Annotated in this window: 17 protein-coding genes; 10 read left to right on the plus strand and 7 right to left on the minus strand. The window is 57.1% G+C overall.

The features are described from left to right. Nucleotides 1-406: 406 nt before the first annotated feature. Both CAter10_RS13650 and CAter10_RS13655 read right to left on the minus strand, forming a co-directional pair. Nucleotides 407-1,795: a sensor histidine kinase gene (locus CAter10_RS13650; protein ID WP_335339673.1), complete on the minus strand. Its 1,389-nt coding sequence runs from the start codon at nt 1,793-1,795 to the stop codon at nt 407-409. Further along, nucleotides 1,792-2,460, minus strand: a complete 669-nt coding sequence (locus CAter10_RS13655; RefSeq protein ID WP_061533836.1) for a response regulator transcription factor — start codon at nt 2,458-2,460, stop codon at nt 1,792-1,794. The genes CAter10_RS13650 and CAter10_RS13655 overlap by 4 nt, the downstream gene beginning before the upstream one ends. A gap of 314 nt (nt 2,461-2,774) precedes the next feature. Between CAter10_RS13655 and CAter10_RS13660 the strand changes: the two genes are divergently transcribed. Both CAter10_RS13660 and CAter10_RS13665 read left to right on the plus strand, forming a co-directional pair. Continuing rightward, on the plus strand, nt 2,775-3,170 hold the full coding sequence (locus tag CAter10_RS13660; RefSeq protein ID WP_061533837.1) for a MerR family transcriptional regulator: 396 nt from the start codon (nt 2,775-2,777) through the stop codon (nt 3,168-3,170). A gap of 12 nt (nt 3,171-3,182) precedes the next feature. Continuing rightward, entirely contained in the window at nt 3,183-3,596 is a 414-nt protein-coding gene (locus CAter10_RS13665) for a carboxymuconolactone decarboxylase family protein (RefSeq protein ID WP_061533838.1), read from the plus strand. A 506-nt stretch (nt 3,597-4,102) separates the two neighbouring features. On the opposite strand, the gene CAter10_RS13670 is transcribed toward CAter10_RS13665, so the two are convergent. Next, nucleotides 4,103-5,041: a LysR substrate-binding domain-containing protein gene (locus CAter10_RS13670; protein ID WP_061533839.1), complete on the minus strand. Its 939-nt coding sequence runs from the start codon at nt 5,039-5,041 to the stop codon at nt 4,103-4,105. Between the two features lie 171 nt (nt 5,042-5,212). Between CAter10_RS13670 and CAter10_RS13675 the strand changes: the two genes are divergently transcribed. From CAter10_RS13675 to leuA, 5 genes are all read left to right on the plus strand, one after another. Continuing rightward, nucleotides 5,213-6,511: an MFS transporter gene (locus tag CAter10_RS13675; RefSeq protein ID WP_061533840.1), complete on the plus strand. Its 1,299-nt coding sequence runs from the start codon at nt 5,213-5,215 to the stop codon at nt 6,509-6,511. A 41-nt stretch (nt 6,512-6,552) separates the two neighbouring features. Continuing rightward, nucleotides 6,553-7,008, plus strand: a complete 456-nt coding sequence (locus tag CAter10_RS13680; RefSeq protein ID WP_061533841.1) for a GNAT family N-acetyltransferase — start codon at nt 6,553-6,555, stop codon at nt 7,006-7,008. A 93-nt stretch (nt 7,009-7,101) separates the two neighbouring features. Continuing rightward, nucleotides 7,102-7,434 (plus strand): hypothetical protein, encoded by a 333-nt coding sequence (locus tag CAter10_RS13685; RefSeq protein ID WP_061533842.1) that lies wholly within the window; start codon nt 7,102-7,104, stop codon nt 7,432-7,434. A 399-nt stretch (nt 7,435-7,833) separates the two neighbouring features. Then, the gene (locus tag CAter10_RS22025; RefSeq protein WP_082797916.1) at nt 7,834-7,974 is read left to right on the plus strand and encodes a DUF3096 domain-containing protein; all 141 of its coding nucleotides are present in this window, start codon (nt 7,834-7,836) and stop codon (nt 7,972-7,974) included. Nucleotides 7,975-8,525: 551 nt separating this feature from the next. Beyond that, nucleotides 8,526-10,232, plus strand: coding sequence for a 2-isopropylmalate synthase (gene leuA / locus CAter10_RS13690; protein WP_061533843.1), 1,707 nt, complete (start codon nt 8,526-8,528; stop codon nt 10,230-10,232). 212 nt (nt 10,233-10,444) lie between these two features. Here the strand turns inward: leuA and CAter10_RS13695 are convergent, their stop codons facing one another. Next, nucleotides 10,445-11,062 (minus strand): FMN-dependent NADH-azoreductase, encoded by a 618-nt coding sequence (locus CAter10_RS13695; protein WP_061535353.1) that lies wholly within the window; start codon nt 11,060-11,062, stop codon nt 10,445-10,447. Between the two features lie 186 nt (nt 11,063-11,248). On the opposite strand from CAter10_RS13695, the gene CAter10_RS13700 reads away from it, so the two are divergent. Continuing rightward, nucleotides 11,249-12,157, plus strand: a complete 909-nt coding sequence (locus CAter10_RS13700) for a LysR substrate-binding domain-containing protein (protein ID WP_061533844.1) — start codon at nt 11,249-11,251, stop codon at nt 12,155-12,157. A 7-nt stretch (nt 12,158-12,164) separates the two neighbouring features. Here CAter10_RS13700 and egtB read toward each other — a convergent pair whose 3' ends face one another. Both egtB and egtD read right to left on the minus strand, forming a co-directional pair. Further along, a complete protein-coding gene (egtB, locus tag CAter10_RS13705; RefSeq protein ID WP_061533845.1) occupies nt 12,165-13,379 on the minus strand; it encodes an ergothioneine biosynthesis protein EgtB in 1,215 nt (404 codons plus the stop codon). A gap of 54 nt (nt 13,380-13,433) precedes the next feature. Then, a complete protein-coding gene (gene egtD, locus CAter10_RS13710) occupies nt 13,434-14,408 on the minus strand; it encodes an L-histidine N(alpha)-methyltransferase (RefSeq protein ID WP_061533846.1) in 975 nt (324 codons plus the stop codon). Between the two features lie 321 nt (nt 14,409-14,729). On the opposite strand from egtD, the gene CAter10_RS13715 reads away from it, so the two are divergent. Both CAter10_RS13715 and CAter10_RS13720 read left to right on the plus strand, forming a co-directional pair. Further along, a complete protein-coding gene (locus CAter10_RS13715) occupies nt 14,730-16,526 on the plus strand; it encodes an ABC transporter transmembrane domain-containing protein (protein ID WP_061535354.1) in 1,797 nt (598 codons plus the stop codon). A gap of 65 nt (nt 16,527-16,591) precedes the next feature. Further along, nucleotides 16,592-17,698, plus strand: coding sequence for an NADH:flavin oxidoreductase/NADH oxidase (locus CAter10_RS13720; protein WP_061533847.1), 1,107 nt, complete (start codon nt 16,592-16,594; stop codon nt 17,696-17,698). Nucleotides 17,699-17,779: 81 nt separating this feature from the next. Here CAter10_RS13720 and CAter10_RS13725 read toward each other — a convergent pair whose 3' ends face one another. Continuing rightward, nucleotides 17,780-18,718, minus strand: a complete 939-nt coding sequence (locus tag CAter10_RS13725) for a LysR family transcriptional regulator (RefSeq protein WP_061533848.1) — start codon at nt 18,716-18,718, stop codon at nt 17,780-17,782. Between the last annotated feature and the right edge of the window lie 143 nt (nt 18,719-18,861).

The raw sequence follows: 18,861 nt of genomic DNA on the forward strand, positions 1-18,861 counted from the left end.
GTGCAGCCATTTCGCATTGCCGGAAATTTCTCAAATGGCAATTGATAAGCGCCATTCAAAAATATTTCCGCAAACACACTGAGCAACAAACATGCCACGTGGAAATGCGATGTTTCAGCGCATTGCGGCTTGATCAGCCCGTCAAGATTCCGGGCATAGATAGGCTTACGACAACATGTCGCGCACAAATATAGGAACAGGAATGGGAGAAGGAACGGGAGAAGGAAGACTGCCAGCACTTGCAATGCACCGTTTCGGATTCGGCTTGTGCGGGCAAAGCGCAATCGAAGAGAGAGATGCGCAGCAATCTAAGCAAAGACGGATAGTGAGCGATGGCCGAACATCCCCTCCATCAAGACCAGAGGCCGGGGCTTTGCTCAGACAGGGATACTGATCCGCCCTGCTGTCAGGACGGCAATTTCGAAGGAGTGCCGAGAATCGGAAATGGAAAATATACCGAAAAAATCGTGCCGCCAGATGCCGCAGATTCGACGGTTATCCTGGCACCGTGATCCTTGGTGATGTCGCGCACGATCGACAATCCCAAGCCGTTGCCGGCGACATTGTCGTCGAGTCGGTGGAAACGGTCGAAGATCAGTTCCTGCTCAGAAGGTGCTATCCCGGGACCGGAATCCTCCACCGAAAAAATGCCGCCGTCCTTGCCATGCAGCGAACTGACGGTCACCGTGCCGTTGGGCGGAGTGTAGCGAATTGCATTGTCGATCAAATTATCGATCAGGTCGCGCAGCAGAAAGTGATCGCCCATCACCCGTGTCGGCTGCAAATTGAAACCCAGATCGATATTCTTCTTGTGCGCCTCTTCGACAAAATGCTGGACCGACTCCTCGACCAACTTGTTGAGCTCAACCACGCGCAGGCGCTCTTTCTCGAATTTGGCTGGTTCAGCCCGCGCCAGCGTCAGCAGCTGGTTGGTTTGGCGGATCATCCTCTCGGTCGACGACGCCATCAGAGTGATCGAATGCGCACTTTCCGGTTCATCGGCATGTTTCTGCAGCAGCCATTCCAGCTGGGTCCGAAAACCGGCCAGCGGCGTGCGTAATTGATGCGCGACATTGGCAAGAAAACTCTGTTGCACCTTGGCATCCAGCCGCACCTTATCCAGCAAGGCGTTGATGGCGTTGACCACCGGACGGAGTTCCAACGGTACATCTTTCTCATTCAGCGTCGACAAATCGTCACGGTTACGTGCATTCAGGCCAGCTTTCATTTCCTTTAACGGCAACAGTCCCTTGCTGACTGCCAGCCAGATCGCGATAATCAGGGTCAGCGCCAGCACACCTTCCAGCAAAGCCAGCGCCAGGAAAATCACGGAACGGATATGCATGCGCTTACGCAGTGTTTCAGCCACACCGATGAAGACCGGCTGGTTGCCAATCATGGTTCTCAGTGCCACGATACGCACCGGTTCACCGCGCATGACACCGTCGTAAGGGGTCGGATCGTTAAGCTCCTCGCGCTGAGGCAATACCGGAAAATCGCCATCACCAGCCAGCAATTTTCCTTGTCGGTCGCGCACCACCAAAAAAATAGCGTCGAAATGGTCGACCCGCAAGACCTGCTCAGCCTGTTTCGACAGATCGATCTCCACTTCGCCGCCAGCTTCATGCAAGCGCGGGATCATCGCCCAGCCAGCGTCTGCCAGACTCTGGTCGAAGGCAATCTGAGCCGGAATCCAGGCCAGCCAGTAAGTCAGGCCGGCGCCAATGAGATTGACGATCAGCAACGGCACGATCAGCCACTTCAGCAAACTGATGCGGATGCTGGGCATGCTCATGAATCGGCTTTTTCCAGCATGTAGCCAAAGCCGCGGATAGTCCGGATCTCGATTCCGGCATCAGCGATCTTCAGGCGGATTCGGGATATATAGACTTCCACCGCGTTCAACGTCAGTTCCGCCCCCCATGGCAGGATGGCGTCGATGATCTGCTGCCGCGACACCACCCGCGACGCCTGCTGCAGCAAATATTCCAGCACGGCCCACTCGCGCACCGAAAGATCGATGACCTTGCCATTGATTTTTGCGCGGCGTGAAGACGTGTTGAGCGACAATCCGCCCAGATGGATCTCCAACGGTTGTGGCGCACTACGGCGCAACAACGCACGTACGCGCGCCACCAGTTCCTGGGTGGCGAATGGCTTGACCAGATAATCGTCGGCGCCCAGCTCCAGGCCGTACACCCGGTCCTGCACAGAGTCGCGTGCTGTCAACAACAACACCGGCACCTGGCTACCGCGTGCCCGCAGGCGCCGGATCACCTCGAAACCGTCGATGCCAGGCAAGCCGATATCCAGCACCACCACGGAAATCTCCGTGCGCTGCAACAGTGCATCGGCCTCATTGCCGTTCTGCACCACATCGACCACCATCCCATGCCCGCGGAAGATGCGCAAAATCCCGTCTGCCAGCACCGAATCGTCTTCCACCAGAAGAATATGCATTTTTACTTCACCAATCCTGAGAGCTATCGCAAGCCCGACCGCATTTTCCACCGATCGATCTTGCTTTTATTTTAATTTTCAATAAGTTAGCGCTAATTTTAATCGGTCGCCGCAGAGTTGCGTTGACTCAATTGCACCTCGCGGCTCGGCGGACAGGACAATTGGCGAGTTATAAGCGTGGCTAAAAATGACGCCATGAAGATGCAATAGCACTCATGCCTTGAGTCAGCTCCGGATCGCCGCCCCGTTCCCTGAGTTTCAACGCATAATTAATGCTTGACCTAGAGCGCACTCTAACTTTTAAGCTTGATTCCATGACCACTTCCATATCCATTCAACAAGCTGCCGCAGCCACCGGACTGAGCATCCATACTTTGCGCTATTACGAAAAGATCGGTTTGATCGATCCGGTTCCGCGCCAAAGTAATCAGCATCGCTTGTATCGCCAGGAAGATTTGCGCTGGATTGAATTCCTGCTCAAATTGCGCGCTACCGGCATGTCGATCCAGCAGATGCTGCGTTATGCCGAACTGCGCAGGATGGGAGAGCAACTTGGTAGTGTGTCTGAGCGCAAGACGTTGCTGGAACGGCACACCGAAGCGCTCGAAGCAGAGCTTTTGGTACTTCAGGACACGCTGGCGATGCTGCGCGACAAAGTCGCACTGTACGCCGACATGGAAGAAAAGCTGAAAGCGACCCTCAACGCATAACCGGAGAATCGCATGGAACAAAACACAACCAGCACATACGAAAGAGGCTTGAAACGCTTAAAGGAAGTCGACGACATCGCCGGCGAAAAGGTCATTGCCAGCTTGGCCGACATTTCGCCGGATCTCGGGCGTTACGTCATTGAGTTCGGTTTCGGCGAAATCTATTCGCGCCCTGGCTTGACCCTGCAACAACGCGAGCTGGCAACGGTGGCGGCGCTAACCGCAATGGGCACCGCCCAGCCCCAGTTGAAGGTGCATCTGGCTGCGGCGCTGAATGTGGGCCTGTCGCGTCTGGAAATCACTGAAACCATCATGCAGATGGCGCTGTACGCCGGCTTTCCGGCGGCGCTGAACGGCATGTTTGCCGCGAAAGAAGTCTTTGCTGAACACGATCAGCTCGTGCACACGGAAGTAGCCGCGCATTGAGTGAGTGCCAGGCTTCCCGGCCGCTCCGGCTCGCTCCGCTTGATCAGGGCGGAGCCGCAGCGCAGATTCCTCGAGAACGTCCGGCAGCCGATAACGCAGCATGTGCAAATTTTCCTGTCGTCTCAGATGGATAACCTGAAATGCGCCTGCCATGTGAACACCAGATAAGGCGTCCGACTGCCAGACGATGAGGCCATGATGGCGGCCCTTGCAACACGTGCTGAAACCTGCTGTGAATGAAGTCTAAGTGAGTTGCGCGTCGCGCAGGAAATACCGATTCAGGATAGGGATATAAGAAAAAACGATAACCTGATTCTCACAGGAAAATCCCCCCAGTTCCGCACCACCTTGAAAAAGGCGTAAACCACTGGTGCAACCTGGCGCGATCTCCTGCCAGGAATACGTTTTCAATCAGATCAATCAATGCGGAAGCGGCAGGATTGCTGACTTGAGGTGAACGACTGGAAGTACGGCGCAGGCCTGGCAAACCGGTACTGCCACAGCGATCAAGGCCGCGCCAGAATTTTGGCGTGCAGCCACTGCCCGCTGCGGCACAATTCGTCGGTCACCTCCAGCACCAGCCGCTCCACCGCTGCCGCCGCCGTAGTCAGCGGAATATTTTTCGAAGCGCATAATGTCAGCGTGCGCGACAGCTTTTCTCCGCTGATCGAATAGGCGGTCATTTCCCCGCGCTTGATCTCCGGCAGCAACGGCGCCACCGGCAGGATGGTGGCGCCGATGTCTGCCAGGATGGCTGATTTCATGATGGTCACCGAACTGATTTCGATCACGTTGTCGAGCGCGATGCCGGCCGCTCTGGCGACGCTTTCGATACGCGGTCGCACGCCGTGCTGCAAACCCGGCAATATCAACCTGGCCTTGGCTGCGCGGGCGAAAGTGATAGAGCGACGTGCCGTCGCATATTGCGAGCCGGCGCGCGTGATAAACATCATTTCCTCTTCCACCAGCGGCGTGGTGGCAAACGAAGTCAGTTGGCCGTCATCGAACAGAATCGCCAGATTGATGCGGCCAGTCTTCAATTGTTCGATCAGGTTTCCGGTCAACTCCTCCGTCAATTGCAGCGAGATATCGGGATACCTGGCGCGCATCGCCGTCAGCAACGGCAAAGCCAGGATGCCGGAAGCGCTTTGCGGGATGCCCAACGCGACGGTGCCGGTCGGCTTGTCGGTCGATTGCGCAACTGCTGATCTGGCGTCGATCACCTGCTTCAGGATGGCCTGCGCATGTTCGTAAAAGGTCTTGCCGGCATCGGTAGCCAACACGCCCTGCGCCGACCGGTGCAACAGCTGTGCGCCGAGTTCATCTTCCAGTTGCTTGATCTGTTGGGTCAAGGCCGGCTGGGCGATATGCAAAACCTTTGCCGCGCGCGACAGTGAGCCATGATCGACAATGGCGACGAAATAACGCAGTTGACGCAACTCCATATGGAAATAACCTCGACATAGTGAGTGGAACGGCGCTTACCCTGGCGCCTGCCCGACAAGTGTAAACGACGTAGCCATCCGAAGGGCGTGCGGCTACAATGCTTTTCAATTAAAAGGCGAGCCGAGGTTTCCACCGTCGTTTCTTATAACTACACAAAAAGGTAGAGAGACATGTCCGATAATTCAGCCCCATCCAAACCCAGCAGCTTCGAAGCCGCGACCTACGCCAAAGTCACCTGGCGCCTGCTGCCGCTGCTATTCCTGTGCTACGTTGCGTCTTACCTGGACCGCGTCAACGTCGGTTTCGCCAAGCTGCAGATGCTCAACGACCTGAAGTTCAGCGAGACCGTCTACGGCCTCGGCGCCGGGATTTTCTTCCTCGGCTATTTCATCTTTGAAATTCCCAGCAACATGATCCTGCACCGGGTCGGCGCCCGCCTCTGGATCGCGCGCATCATGATCACCTGGGGCATCATCTCGGGCGCAATGATTTTCGTCGATAGCCCGGGCACATTCTATGTGATGCGCTTCCTGCTCGGCGTTGCCGAAGCCGGCTTCTTCCCTGGCGTAATCCTCTACCTGACCTATTGGTATCCGGCCCATCGACGCGGCAAGATGACAGCATTGTTCATGACCGGCGTACCGCTATCGGGCGTCATCGGCGGGCCACTTTCGGGCTGGATCATGAAAGCCATGCCGGGCGTCCACGGGTTAGCCGGCTGGCAATGGATGTTCGTGCTGGAAGCCATTCCTTCGCTGATACTCGGTGTAATCGTGATCTTTTATCTGCAGGACCGGATCCGCGGCGCCAAATGGTTGAGTGAAGAAGAAAAGGTGTTGCTGGAAACGCAGGTACAAGCTGAAACCAACCAGAAACAGGAAGTCTCGCTCGGCCAGATGTTTGCCAATCCAAAAGTATGGCTGATGGCGCTGATCTATTTTTGTTTCGTCATGGGATTGTATGGTGTCAGTTTCTGGCTGCCTACCATCATCAAGACCACTGGCGTCACCGACACCTTCAACATTGGCCTGCTGACCGCCATCCCTTATGCGTCTGCGGCGATCGCCATGATCCTGATCGGCCACAGCGCCGATAAACGGCGCGAACGGCGCTGGCACGTGGCGATCCCGGCGCTGCTGGGCAGCATCGGCCTGGTCATGAGCACGGTCTACGACCACAACACGCTGCTGGCAATGTCGGCGCTGACGCTGGCGACGATCGGCATCATCACCGTGCTGCCTCTGTTCTGGAGCCTGCCGACCGCGTTCCTCGGCGGCGCGGCGGCAGCGGCCGGGATTGCGCTGATCAACTCGTTGGGCAACCTTGCTGGCTTCGTCAGTCCCTATCTGGTCGGCTGGCTCAAGGACCAGACGCACAGCACCAATAGCGGCATGTTCGTGCTGGCGGCGTCGCTGTTGCTCGGCGCGATGCTGACGCTGTCGCTTTCGCCGCGGCTGGTGAATAAATAAATTGAGGAAAACCGGCTGCAACCTTATCGGAAAGGAAACGCATGGCGCCAAACGCACTCGCATTCACGCCAGCGACCGAGGAGGACCTGTCCTTCCTGCTGGCGCTGCGCGATGCCACCATGACCCCACATTTGATACGGGCAGGCGCGGCGATTGACGAAGCCTCTCAATTGGCGCGTATTCGATATCGCTTTGAACACGCGCAGATCGTTTCCCTCAAAGGCCGCAAGATCGGCCTGTTGAAAGCCTGCAAGGAAGAAGCGCAGTGGTACATCGTGCAAATCCAGATCATGCCGGAATGCCAAGGACAAGGATTGGGCCGGCAAATCGTCGAACACATACTGGCGCAGGCCAGCCGTGACCGTTTACCGACGGCACTGAAGGTATTGGAAGGCAATCCGGCGCGGCGCTTGTATGAAAAACTGGGCTTCAAGGAAGCGCGCCAGGAGGGCATCGAATACCTGATGGTCTGCCCTCCCCGATTGGCCATTGTGTAAAAAAATCGCAAAGTGCTTGCATTCGCGTTCTCGATGATTAATAATTTAAATGAGAATCATTACTATTTAAATCAATCGAGCAAGGAGCATCTGATGGACGGTTCGCACCACGCGGCAGCCTCGGTCCCGCCCGGCGCAGAGGAATACCAGACCCCGCCTGAGCTATTGATCTCGGCGGTGCTGCACCTGATCTCCCAATACAATCGTCACCATCTGGCGCACGGTGCCTGTGTGCAGTCGGCCACCGCCATCGAGCGGCATTTGCGCACGCTATCGGACTGGCCTGGATTGGCGCCCGTGCTGCGCGCCACTTGCCAGCAGTTGTCCGATCAATGGACGCTGATGATCGAGCAGGCCCTGCCCAAGCCGAAATCCGAGCGCTCGACCTTTATCACGCGGCTGCTCGTCGGTCCGCACGCAACTTAGCAGATGGTTTAACCGATAACGCAAGCCGTCTTTTACTGCACGCTTTGAGTGAACTCCCTCTGAGCATGCATTTGAATTCCCCGGGAAGGGAGTGAATCCGCCTCGCTAACGACCTGGAAATGATCATCGCCAACGACCTGCCCGTTGCTGACGCTGACCGCAGTATTTCCAGTTCCGCTGCCTGTCGGATAGTGTGTCCTTGTCGGCATTAGCCAGTACCGTTGCAGTATCTCCTCCTGCTGCGGTTGATAGCCAAGCCGTTTTTTTCTGCCCTCAAATCTCGCGATCCGCCCACTTCCTACAGCGCGCAACGAATTTGTCCTACAGCGCGCAACGCCTCCGCCGACGTATCATTAAGCCGGATATACAAGATTCCCTACGGCAAACAAAGGAGCGCACATGTTGACCTACTTACACCTGACTCCCATCGTTTCACTGATCGCTGGCGTGCTGATCCTGGCGATTCCACGGCTGTTGAACTACATCATCGCCTTGTACCTGATTGTCATCGGCATGATCGGTCTGTTTGGCACGAGATAATGATTGCGGCCAATTTGCATCGATTTACAACTATTTTGGCCAATGTCGTCACTCGTGCTTGACAAGCCCGGACTGTATCTCATACATTAAGTGTATGTTTTCCACACGCATCCAATCCTGCTCACTACTACACGTTGCTGGCGCCCTGCCAGCGATGCTGCTAGTGCCGCTACTAGCGCTATCGCTACTACGCGCACTATGATCCTGGCCCCGTTCTGACGGGGCAACCTTGGCAAAGCTTCACAGCAACATCGCCAGCCAGACAAATCAATAGTAGTAAAACTGGGGTTCCGACAACGGATCCCGATGTTTAAAAGCAGAATTTCATGTACACCAAGCCGCTTTCCCGCACCATCCGTGTCACATTCCGCAATCGCACCGCGCTTGCGGCGACCGTTCGCTCCCCTGCTCTACCCCTACTACCGCTAACCACCGGTTGACTGGCCTCGCGTTGATTTTCGAGTGGCAGCCAGCAACCTTCGCGCCGCCACCGAATCCGTTTTCCCTTTTTGTTCATCAGTACATTTCAACAGCTTCAGGAGATCTCTATCATGATGTTGCATAACCCTGCGTCCAAGTACCGCCCGTTCCCGCCAATTCCATTGAGCGACCGCACCTGGCCCAACCAGATCATCAGCGCGCCGCCGATCTGGATGAGCACCGATTTGCGCGACGGTAACCAGGCATTGATCGAACCGATGGACGCCGACCGCAAATTGCGTTTCTTCAAATTGCTGGTGAAAATCGGCCTCAAGGAAATCGAAGTCGGCTTTCCATCCGGCTCGCAAACCGATTTCGATTTCGTGCGCAAGCTGATCGAAGAAAAGCATATTCCTGACGACGTCACCATCATTGTATTGACGCAATCGCGTGAAGACCTGATCCGCCGCACTGTCGATTCGCTCAAGGACGCCAAGCAAGCCATCGTCCACCTGTACAACCCGATCGCTCCGGCCTGGCGCCGCATCGTGTTCGACAAGAGCCGCGATGAAATCAAGGAAATCGCCGTCTCCGGCACCCGCCTGATCAAGGAATTGACCGATGCGCGTCCGGAAACCCAATGGCGCTACGAGTATTCGCCAGAAACCTTCAGCATGGCTGAACTGGATTTCTCCAAGGAAGTCTGCGACGCCGTCGTCGATGCCTGGCAAGCCACGCCAGCACGTAAAGTCATTCTCAATTTACCGACCACGGTCGAATGCAGCACCCCGAACGTGTTCGCCGATCAGATCGAATGGATGCACCGCAACCTGGCCCGTCGCGACGCCGCCATCATCAGTGTCCATCCGCATAACGACCGCGGCACAGGCGTCGCCGCTGCTGAACTGGCCGTAATGGCCGGCGCCGATCGCGTCGAAGGCTGTTTGTTCGGCAACGGTGAACGCACCGGCAACGTCGACTTGGTCACACTGGCCTTGAATTTGTACACCCAGGGCGTCAATCCGGGACTCGATTTTTCCGACATCGATGAGGTACGCCAATGCGTTGAAGACTGCAACCAGATTCCGGTTCATCCGCGCCATCCATATGTCGGCGACCTGGTCTTCACCGCTTTCTCCGGCTCGCACCAGGATGCGATCAAGAAAGGCTTCGCAGCACAAAAGGCCGATGCCATCTGGGAAATCCCTTATCTGCCGATCGACCCGGCCGATCTCGGCCGCAGCTACGATGCTGTGATTCGCGTCAACAGCCAGTCCGGCAAAGGCGGCATGGCATATCTGCTGGAACAGGAATACGGCCTGGCCATGCCGCGCCGCCTGCAGATTGAATTCAGCCGCGCGATTCAGAAAGCCGCCGACGCGACCGGCAAGGAAATCGCCGCCAGCGACATCTATCAGATCTTCAAGCAAGAATATCTGGACAAACAATCGCCCTACGTTTATCGCGGCCATCGCATGAGCGAAGATTCAAACCAGCCGCAACCTGTGAGGATCGACATCGACATCCGGCGCGACGGCCAGGCGCATACGCTGAGCGGCCATGGCAACGGGCCGATCGACGCCTTCGTCAATGCGTTGGGGCTGGATATCAAACTGATGGATTTCCATGAACACGCAATTAGCGCCGGCGCTGATGCGCAAGCCGCAAGCTATATCGAATTGCGTCTCAACGATGCGCCGACCGGGTTCGGCGTCGGCATCGATGCCAATACACTGACGGCGTCGTTCAAGGCGATCCTGAGCGCAGTGAACCGGCAAATTGAAATCGCCGGTGAAGCAGCCAACCAGGAAATCGCCAACAGCGCCGCAGCGGCGTAACGCGTCAACGCTTTGCAGTTGTTACCGTGGCGATCACACGGCGACGACTCCATGCAGCCCAGTATTACCGTACGGCCGGCCAGCATCAGCGTAGCCAGGCACCAGCAACCAGCTAGTGTCTGCGCGCTACAATATTCTGCGATTACCGAATGCATGCAGACGAAAAAAACCGCTACCTGGTAGCGGTTTTTTTCGTTCCAATCCGACTGCAATCAAGCCGCTGCCAATGCGCTCGTCAGGTTGACGATGCTTGCACGGGCGGCGGCAAAGCCGGCGTCCTTGGCGTCAGGGCCGTAGTTCAGGCCATCGGCGCGAATGACTTCGATGTCGGTAATGCCAAGGAAGCCGAACACGACTTTCAGATAGTCTTCGTGGCCAACGCCAGTCGCGCCGCCGGCATGCTTGCCGCCGCTAGTCGAGACGATGATCACTCGCTTGCCCTTGGCCAGACCTTCTGGGCCCTTTTCGCTGTAACGGAAAGTCACGCCAGCGACGCTGATCTGGTCGATCCAGAACTTGAGCTGGGTCGGCACTGAAAAATTGTACATCGGTGCGCCGATCACGATTACGTCGGAGGCCATGAATTCGTTGAGGATCGTTTCGCTCAATTCCACTTCCAGCTTTTGCGCCAGATTGCGCTCTTCCGCCGGCGTGCCTTTGGCAGCGAAAGTACCGCCGCTCAGGTGGGCAGTGACGTCCTTGCTCAGGTCGCGATAGGTCAGTTGCAGGTCGGCATCCGCGACTCGCAGGGTTGCCACGACTTCACGGGTCAATTGGCGGGAGGCCGAAGCGTCGCCGAGAATGCTGGAATCAATATGTAAGAGTTTCATGATGTGTCCGTTCGATAAATTGAGATATTGCTCAAAATCCATAGCGATCCGTATCCATCGATGCCAACAGAGTTTGAGGTAACTGGTTCGTGAACCATTGAAGCGATCATACCCACTTACCGAAAATAGAACTAGACATCAAAATTAAGATATATTGTTCCATACATAGAACAATGGAAGGCAGCCATGCAAGACCTGAACGATCTGTATTTCTTTGCCAGCGTGGTGCAGCAAGGCGGGTTTACCGCTGCCGGACGCAGCCTGGGCATTCCCAAGTCGCGCCTGTCGCGCCGCATCTCCGAGCTGGAAACCCGGCTTGGCGCACGATTACTACAGCGCAATACGCGCGGCATTTCGCTAACCGATCTCGGCAACCGCTACTACCAGCATTGCCAGGTGGTGATTGCCGCGGCCGAAGCAGCAGAGCTGGCCGTCACGAGTTCCCTGGCAGAGCCGAGCGGCACCGTCCGGGTCAGTTGTGTGGTGGCGATTGCGCAATCGGAAGTCACTGCGGCGCTGCCGGCGTTCCTGGAACGCTACCCGAAAGTCAATATCGACCTGATGTTTACCAATCGCCGCGTCAATCTGCTGGAAGAAGGCGTGGACGTCGCGGTGCGGGTCAGGGCCACCGACGACGAAGACCCCAACCTTGCCACCAGACGATTACGCGCCGCATCAGGATACCTGGTTGCCAGCCCTGAACTGATGGCCAGATATCCGACCCCGCAGCATCCGCGCGACCTCGTCAAGTTGCCATTCCTGGGTGCGGCAGAACAAGACCGGCGCGTCCATCTGCCGCTCGATGGCCCGGAGCGAGAACGTTATGAACTGGTGGCGCAGCCGCGACTGGCTGTGGAAGACTTTCCGCTGCGCAAGCGTGCCGCTCTACGCAACCTCGGACTCACCATGCTGCCGACAGAGTATTGCAGCGAAGAGTTAAAACAGGGAACGCTGGTGCGCGTGTTGCCTGAGTGGTCGATGCCGATCGGCCATGTGCAGGTGGTGTATCCGACGCAACGCGGATTGCTGCCCGCAGTGCGGGTCTTCGTCGATTTCCTGATCGAGCATTTGTCCAAGGTACAGCCGGCTGGTTGAAGTCGGGTTAGCCGCCTGAGCGCGCCAATCGGACTCCACTGAACTGCCAGCGTGCGGTGGCCGGGAAGAAGTTGCGATAAGTCAGGCGCGCATGGCCGCCCGGAGTGGCCGATGAGGAACCGCGCAGCACGTACTGGTTCACCATGAACTTGCCGTTATATTCGCCGACCGCGCCCGGTAACGCAAGATAGCCGGGATACGGCGCATAACTGCTGCTGGTCCATTGCCAGGCTACGCCGAAATAATCCTGCCCCAACGTCGCAGCGGCGCACTCCCATTCGGCTTCGGTCGGCAAACGCGCCTGTGCCCAGCGCGCGTAGGCCTCTGCCTCAAAGTAGGAAAGATGCGTGACCGCCTCGTGCAAAACCAGCGGCTGCAATCCATGCAAGGTGAATTCGCGCCATGACGAATCGAATTGTGCGTGCGCCTTTTGCCAGTATAACGGTTGCGTCAGCTTCTGCTGTGTCACCCAATCCCAACCGGCCGACAGCCATAGCAACGGATTCCGGTAGCCACCGTCTTCAATGAATGCCAGGTACTCACCATTGCTGACGAGCCGCGAGGCCATCGAGAACGGCTCGACAAATTGCCGGTGCCGCGGCGTCTCATTATCGAAAAAAAACCCCGGACCGGCATGCCCAATTTCAATCACCCCGGCATCAAATTGCTGCCAGCGCACGGCGGCGGCCGCTCCGCCTATCTCGCTCGCGTCCGATATCGCATTGGACGCCAGGTACGGCGGCTTCAAGGGATTCATCGACAGCAGATGCTTGATATCGGTCAGCAGCAATTCCTGATGCTGCTGCTCGTGCTGCAATCCTAGTTCCACCAGCGCGTACAACTCGCCGACAGCGCTGTCGTCGACTGCCGATGACTGGGCGAGCAAATGCTGCATACGTTGATCGACATTCTGCCGATAAGCCTGCACTTCAGCCAGCGAAGGCCGCGTGATCAAGCCACGCTGCGCCCTTGGGTGCTGCTCGCCGACGCCTTCGTAATAGGAATTGAACAGCACGCGAAAAGCCGGATGAAACGGTTGGAAATCGGGTTCGAAGCGCTCCAGGATGAAGGTCTCGAAAAACCAGGTGGTATGCGCCAGGTGCCATTTTGCCGGGCTCGCATCGGGCATCGATTGCACGCAGCAATCCTCGTCCGACAGCGGTTGCACCAGCCGCACGGTTTCGTCGCGCACGGTGGAAAAGAGGCGGGCCAACTTACGCATCAGATTATCCGTTCTTGCAATTGTTGTTTGTACAGTCTGCATTCTGCATCGGGCTCACGCTGCCTGGGCATGACACACCATGAACCATTTGCGCGGATCGTGCCAGATCTGGACCTGACCGAAGCCGGCCTGATGCAATAATTCGATGAAACCTTGCTCCGTATATTTGTAACTGCTTTCGGTATGAATGCGTTCGCCGCGTGCAAAGCGCCGGATACCGCCGTTCTGCCAATGCACGGTGACATCGTCGCGTGCTTCCAGATGCATCTCGATGCGATGCTGCTCGGGATTGTAGAAACCGCGATGACGCCATTCGGAGGGCCGGAAATCGGCGTCCAGCAAACGGTTGACGTGATGCAGCAGGTTCAGGTTGAAGGCAGCAGTGACGCCCAGCGAATCGTCGTAGGCCGCATTCAGGATCGCATGGTCCTTGATCAGGTCGACCCCGATCAGCAAGCCGCTGTGACTGTCGCCGCCGGGTATCGCTTTGCGGATCCGGCGCAGGAACTTCAGCGCTTCGAGTGGAGAAAAATTGCCGATCGACGATCCCGGATAAAAAAACTGGCGGCGCTGCTCCGCTACGGAAGGCGGCAATTCCAGCTCGGTAGAAAAGTCCATGCCAAGGCAGGTCATCTCGATCTGTGGGAACTGCTGTCGTAGTGCATTGACCGACTCCTGCAGGAATTGCACAGAAATATCGATCGGCACATATTGCCTCGGCTGCAAGGCCGGAAACAAACGCGCCGCCTTTGAACAATTGCCGGCCCCCAGATCAATCAGGATTGCATCGCGCCCCACCGCTGCGGCGATGTGATGTGCATGCTTTCTGAATATCGCCGCCTCAGTGCGAGTCGGATAATACTCTGGCAACTCGCAGATCGCTGCAAACAGCCTAGAGCCGAGCACATCGTAAAGATATTTTGGAGAGGTATGTGCATGTGTCGCCAGCAGGCCAGCGACCAGTTGGTGTTGGATCTCGTCTTCTGCTACGCAATTTTCCGGATGCGCCGATTGCTGCAATTGGGCCAAAGGATTCTCCTGGGGTCATAAGAATTAGAAATCATTGAATTGATTGAATCCACGTCACTCCCATTGAGATCCTGCGTCTTGACGCAACATCCACTACACTAGCAAGCTTCTATCGGCCGCCATGCGATGAGCAAAGTATATCGATATTCGATAAATGGTTGTAGTTTCATGCCAGAAGAATCTGCGTGGCAACGCTGCTCTTACCGCATCGCAATGCAGATACATATAAAATTGCCAAAAAATTAATTTCACAAACTGCCGGTGATACACCTATCGATCGGCGAGAAATTGTCCAACGACCAGCACGCCAACCTAAGCAACATGACAACCATCTCTTCCAAAGAACCTCCAAAGCGCAGTTTGGGCGCACTCGTCGGACTCCTGCCTTTTCTGGCGCCATACAAGCGCCAGTTCGTGATGGCCAGCATCGCGCTGCTGATCGCGGCCGGCGCTACCCTGGCGATCCCGTACGCATTCCGGCAAATGATCGACCTCGGTTTCAGCACCGGCGGCATCCAGGGAGCCAGCCATATCGACCTGTATTTCCTGGCCCTGTTCGGCGTTGCCTGCATATTGGGCGTCGCGACTGCAGCCCGCTTCTACATGGTGTCGTGGCTCGGCGAACGCGTCACCGCCGACTTGCGCAGCGCAGTGTATTCGCATGTGGTAACGCAAAGCCCGCAATTCTTTGAAACCACCAAGACCGGTGAAGTGCTGTCGCGCATTACTACCGACACCACCCTGATCCAGGCGCTGGTCGGCACCAGCATCTCGATGGCACTACGCAATGGCCTGCTGTTCATCGGCGGCCTGGCGATGCTGTTCATCACCAGCGTCAAGTTGAGTTCGATCATCATCGTCATGCTGGCGTTGGTGGTGCTGCCGATCGTATTTTACGGCCGCCGCGTGCGCAAACTCTCGCGCGCTTCGCAGGACCGAGTGGCCGACGCCTCGGCGATGGCTGGTGAAATCCTCAATGCGATGCCGACCGTGCAAGCCTTCACGCACGAGAATATCGAAGCGCAACGTTTCAGCGTTTCAGTGGAAAATGCATTCGGTACGGCGATGGAACGCATCCGCGCTCGTTCGGTACTGACCATGATGGTCATCCTGCTGGTGTTCGGCGCCATCGTGTTCGTGTTGTGGCTGGGTGCGCACGCCGTGGTCCAGGGTCGCATGAGCGGCGGCGAACTCGGTCAGTTCATCCTGTATGCAGCGCTGCTGGCCGGTTCCATCGGCGCCCTGGCTGAAGTGATGGGCGATGCCCAGCGCGCCGCCGGCGCCACGGAAAGGCTCTTGGAACTGCTGTCGGCGCAATCGCCGGTGCAATCGGTGCTGTTGCCGGATACCCTGCCGCCGCGCACCGCGCAAGGCGCGGCGCTGACGCTGGAAAACATCGGCTTCCGCTATCCATCGCGGCCGGAAAGCGCCGCGCTGCATGGCTTGTCGCTGGATATCAGACCTGGGGAAACGGTCGCCGTGGTTGGTCCGTCAGGGGCCGGCAAGACCACCCTGTTCCAGCTGCTGTTGCGCTTCTATGATCCACAGCAAGGCAGCATCAAGCTCGACGGCGTCGATATCAAATATCTGGATTTGCATACCCTGCGCGGGGCGATCGGCATCGTTCCTCAGGACACGGTGATTTTCTCTGCTAACGCAATGGAAAATATCCGTTACGGTCGGGTCGGCGCCAGCGATGATGAAGTGATCGCTGCGGCAAAAATGGCCGCAGCCGATGAATTCATCGTGCGCCTGCCGGAAGGCTATCAATCGTTCCTGGGCGAACGCGGTGTGCGCCTTTCCGGCGGCCAGCGGCAACGCATCGCGATTGCGCGCGCATTGTTGAAGAACCCGCCACTGTTGCTGCTGGATGAAGCCACCAGCGCCCTCGATGCCGAATCGGAGCGCGCGGTACAAGGTGCGCTGGAAGCGGCGATGGTCGGCCGGACTACGCTGGTCATCGCACATCGCCTGGCGACTGTACAACGTGCCGACCGCATCATCGTGCTGGAGCATGGGCATGTCGTCGAATCCGGCACGCACACCGAGTTGGTGGCACAGAATGGGTTGTATGCCAGTCTGGCCGCATTGCAGTTCAACATCAACACCGAATCTTAACCAACCCGTGCAGCAGTTGAGACATGCAAGCTCTCCCGGCTGCGCATCGGCAACAGGAAATAGACATGAGCAAATTATTTTCACCTCTTACCTTGCGCAGCGTGACGCTGGCCAACCGCATCGCCGTCGCGCCGATGTGCCAATACTCGGCGCAAGACGGTTTCGCCAACGACTGGCATCTGGTGCATCTCGGTGGCCGTGCGGTCGGCGGCGCCGGCCTGGTGATTTTTGAAGCCAGCGCTGTCTTGCCGCAAGGCCGCATTTCGCCGCAGGATCTCGGCATCTGGAAAGATGAACACATCGCGCCGTTGCGCCGCATCACGCATTTCATCGAACAGCAAGGCGCAGTCGCCGGTATCCAGTTGGCCCATGCCGGCCGCAAGGCCAGCGTCTGGCGCCCATGGGAAGAGAAACAGGGGCGCGTCGAACCGGAACAAGGTGGCTGGCAAACCGAAGGCCCGTCGGCCATACCATTTGATGCCAGCTACACCATACCAACTGCGTTGACTGCCGATGGCATCAAAATCGTGGTCAAGGCCTTTGCTGATGCTGCCGTTCGTGCACATAAAGCCGGCTTCAAGGTCGTGGAAATCCATGCCGCGCACGGCTATCTGCTGCACCAGTTCTTGTCGCCGATCAGCAATCACCGCACTGACCAATATGGTGGATCATTCGAAAATCGCACGCGCCTGGTGCTGGAAGTGGTGGCTGCCGTGCGTCAGGTCTGGCCGGAAGAATTGCCATTGCTGGTACGGGTATCGGCGACAGACTGGATCGAAGGCGGCTGGAATGCGGATGAAACCGTAGCGCTGAGCCGCTTGCTGAGCAAGGCTGGCGTCGATCTGGTTGACGTGTCGAGCGGCGGCAATATCGCTGCCGACATTCCGGTCGGACCTGGTTATCAAACCCAGTTTGCCGCCCGCGTTCGCAACGAAGCCGACATTCCAAGTGGTGCAGTTGGCATGATTACCGATGCCATCCAGGCCGAGCACGTGTTGCGTACAGAACAGGCCGACTTGGTCCTGCTGGCGCGTGAGCTGTTGCGCGACCCTTACTGGCCGTTACATGCAGCCGAGGCACTGAAGGATGTCACGTCGTGGCCGCCGCAATACATGCGGGCGACCTCGCGCACGTCGCGGCAGCGGCCGACCGTCGATTACAGTGAAAAATAATGTAGTTTTTTGCACTTCCGCCAGGCCAGTACCGACATCACTCAATGATCATCGATGCTGGCCAGGGCCTCCGGCGCAACATCAGCGGCCGGTCGACATACCAAGGCCGGCCGATACTTCGGCAATCAGGCGGCGTAGCCAGACCACATCCGGCGCCACGTGCGAGCGCGCATGCCATAGCATGTAGAAACGCATTTTCGGCATGTCGAAAGGTAGTGGAAACACGCCGATCGGCCACTCTTCAGTGATATGTTCAGCAAACTGCCGGCCGGTAGTGAAGATCAGGTCCGATTTCGCCAGCACGTGCGGCACCAGCGCAAAATATGGAATCGTCACCTGCACGTTGCGCTTCAAACCCTGTTCGGCCAGCGCCGCATCGATACCGCTGCGATGCCCTTCGATGTAAGGTGTCGGCGCCAGATGCGGCATCTCCAGGTAATACTTGAGAGTCAACCCCTTCTTTGCCACCGGATGATCGCGATGCATCATGCACACCACGTCGTCGTCAAACAATTGCGCCAGGTGCAAGTGCTCAGGCGGATCGGGCCAGTTGCCGATCACCAGGTCAAAGCGGCCAGTTTCCAATGCATTCGCATAATCCAGGTTGGCGTCCAGCGCATGCACCATCAGGCTGGCGCCCGGCGCCCGGCGCCGCAATTGCTCGATGATGGATGGAATGAGCAGTACGTTGAGGTAGTCCGGCGTTCCGATATGGAACACGCGCGCCGTGCTGTCAGCCTCGAAAGCGGCCACCGGCGCTGCGATTTTCTCAATCACTTCCAGCCCTTGCTTAGCCAGCGCCAGCAATTCCTGTCCGCGCTCGGTCGGCACCATCCCTGTCTTGCCGCGCACCAGGATCGCATCGCCAGTCAGTTCGCGTAGACGCTTGAGCGTATTACTGATGGTTGGCTGCGACTGTCCCAGCTTGATCGCAGTGCGCGACACGCTTTTTTCCACCAGCAAAGTGTGCAAAACACGCAGCAAGTAAGTATCAAGGTGGTGGTTGGTACGGGATGTCATGGGCGCACTAAAAAATGTGGGGAAATATCAACTTTCGTACAAATATGAAAATTGGATAATAAACCTCACCAGCATAACGGATATGCGTAAACATGAATAGTCGTCGGGAAAGCATGACTGGACAACGCAGAAGTATCGAATCA

The sequence above is a fragment of the Collimonas arenae genome (genome assembly GCF_001584165.1).
Taxonomy (GTDB): Bacteria; Pseudomonadota; Gammaproteobacteria; order Burkholderiales; family Burkholderiaceae_D; genus Collimonas; species Collimonas arenae.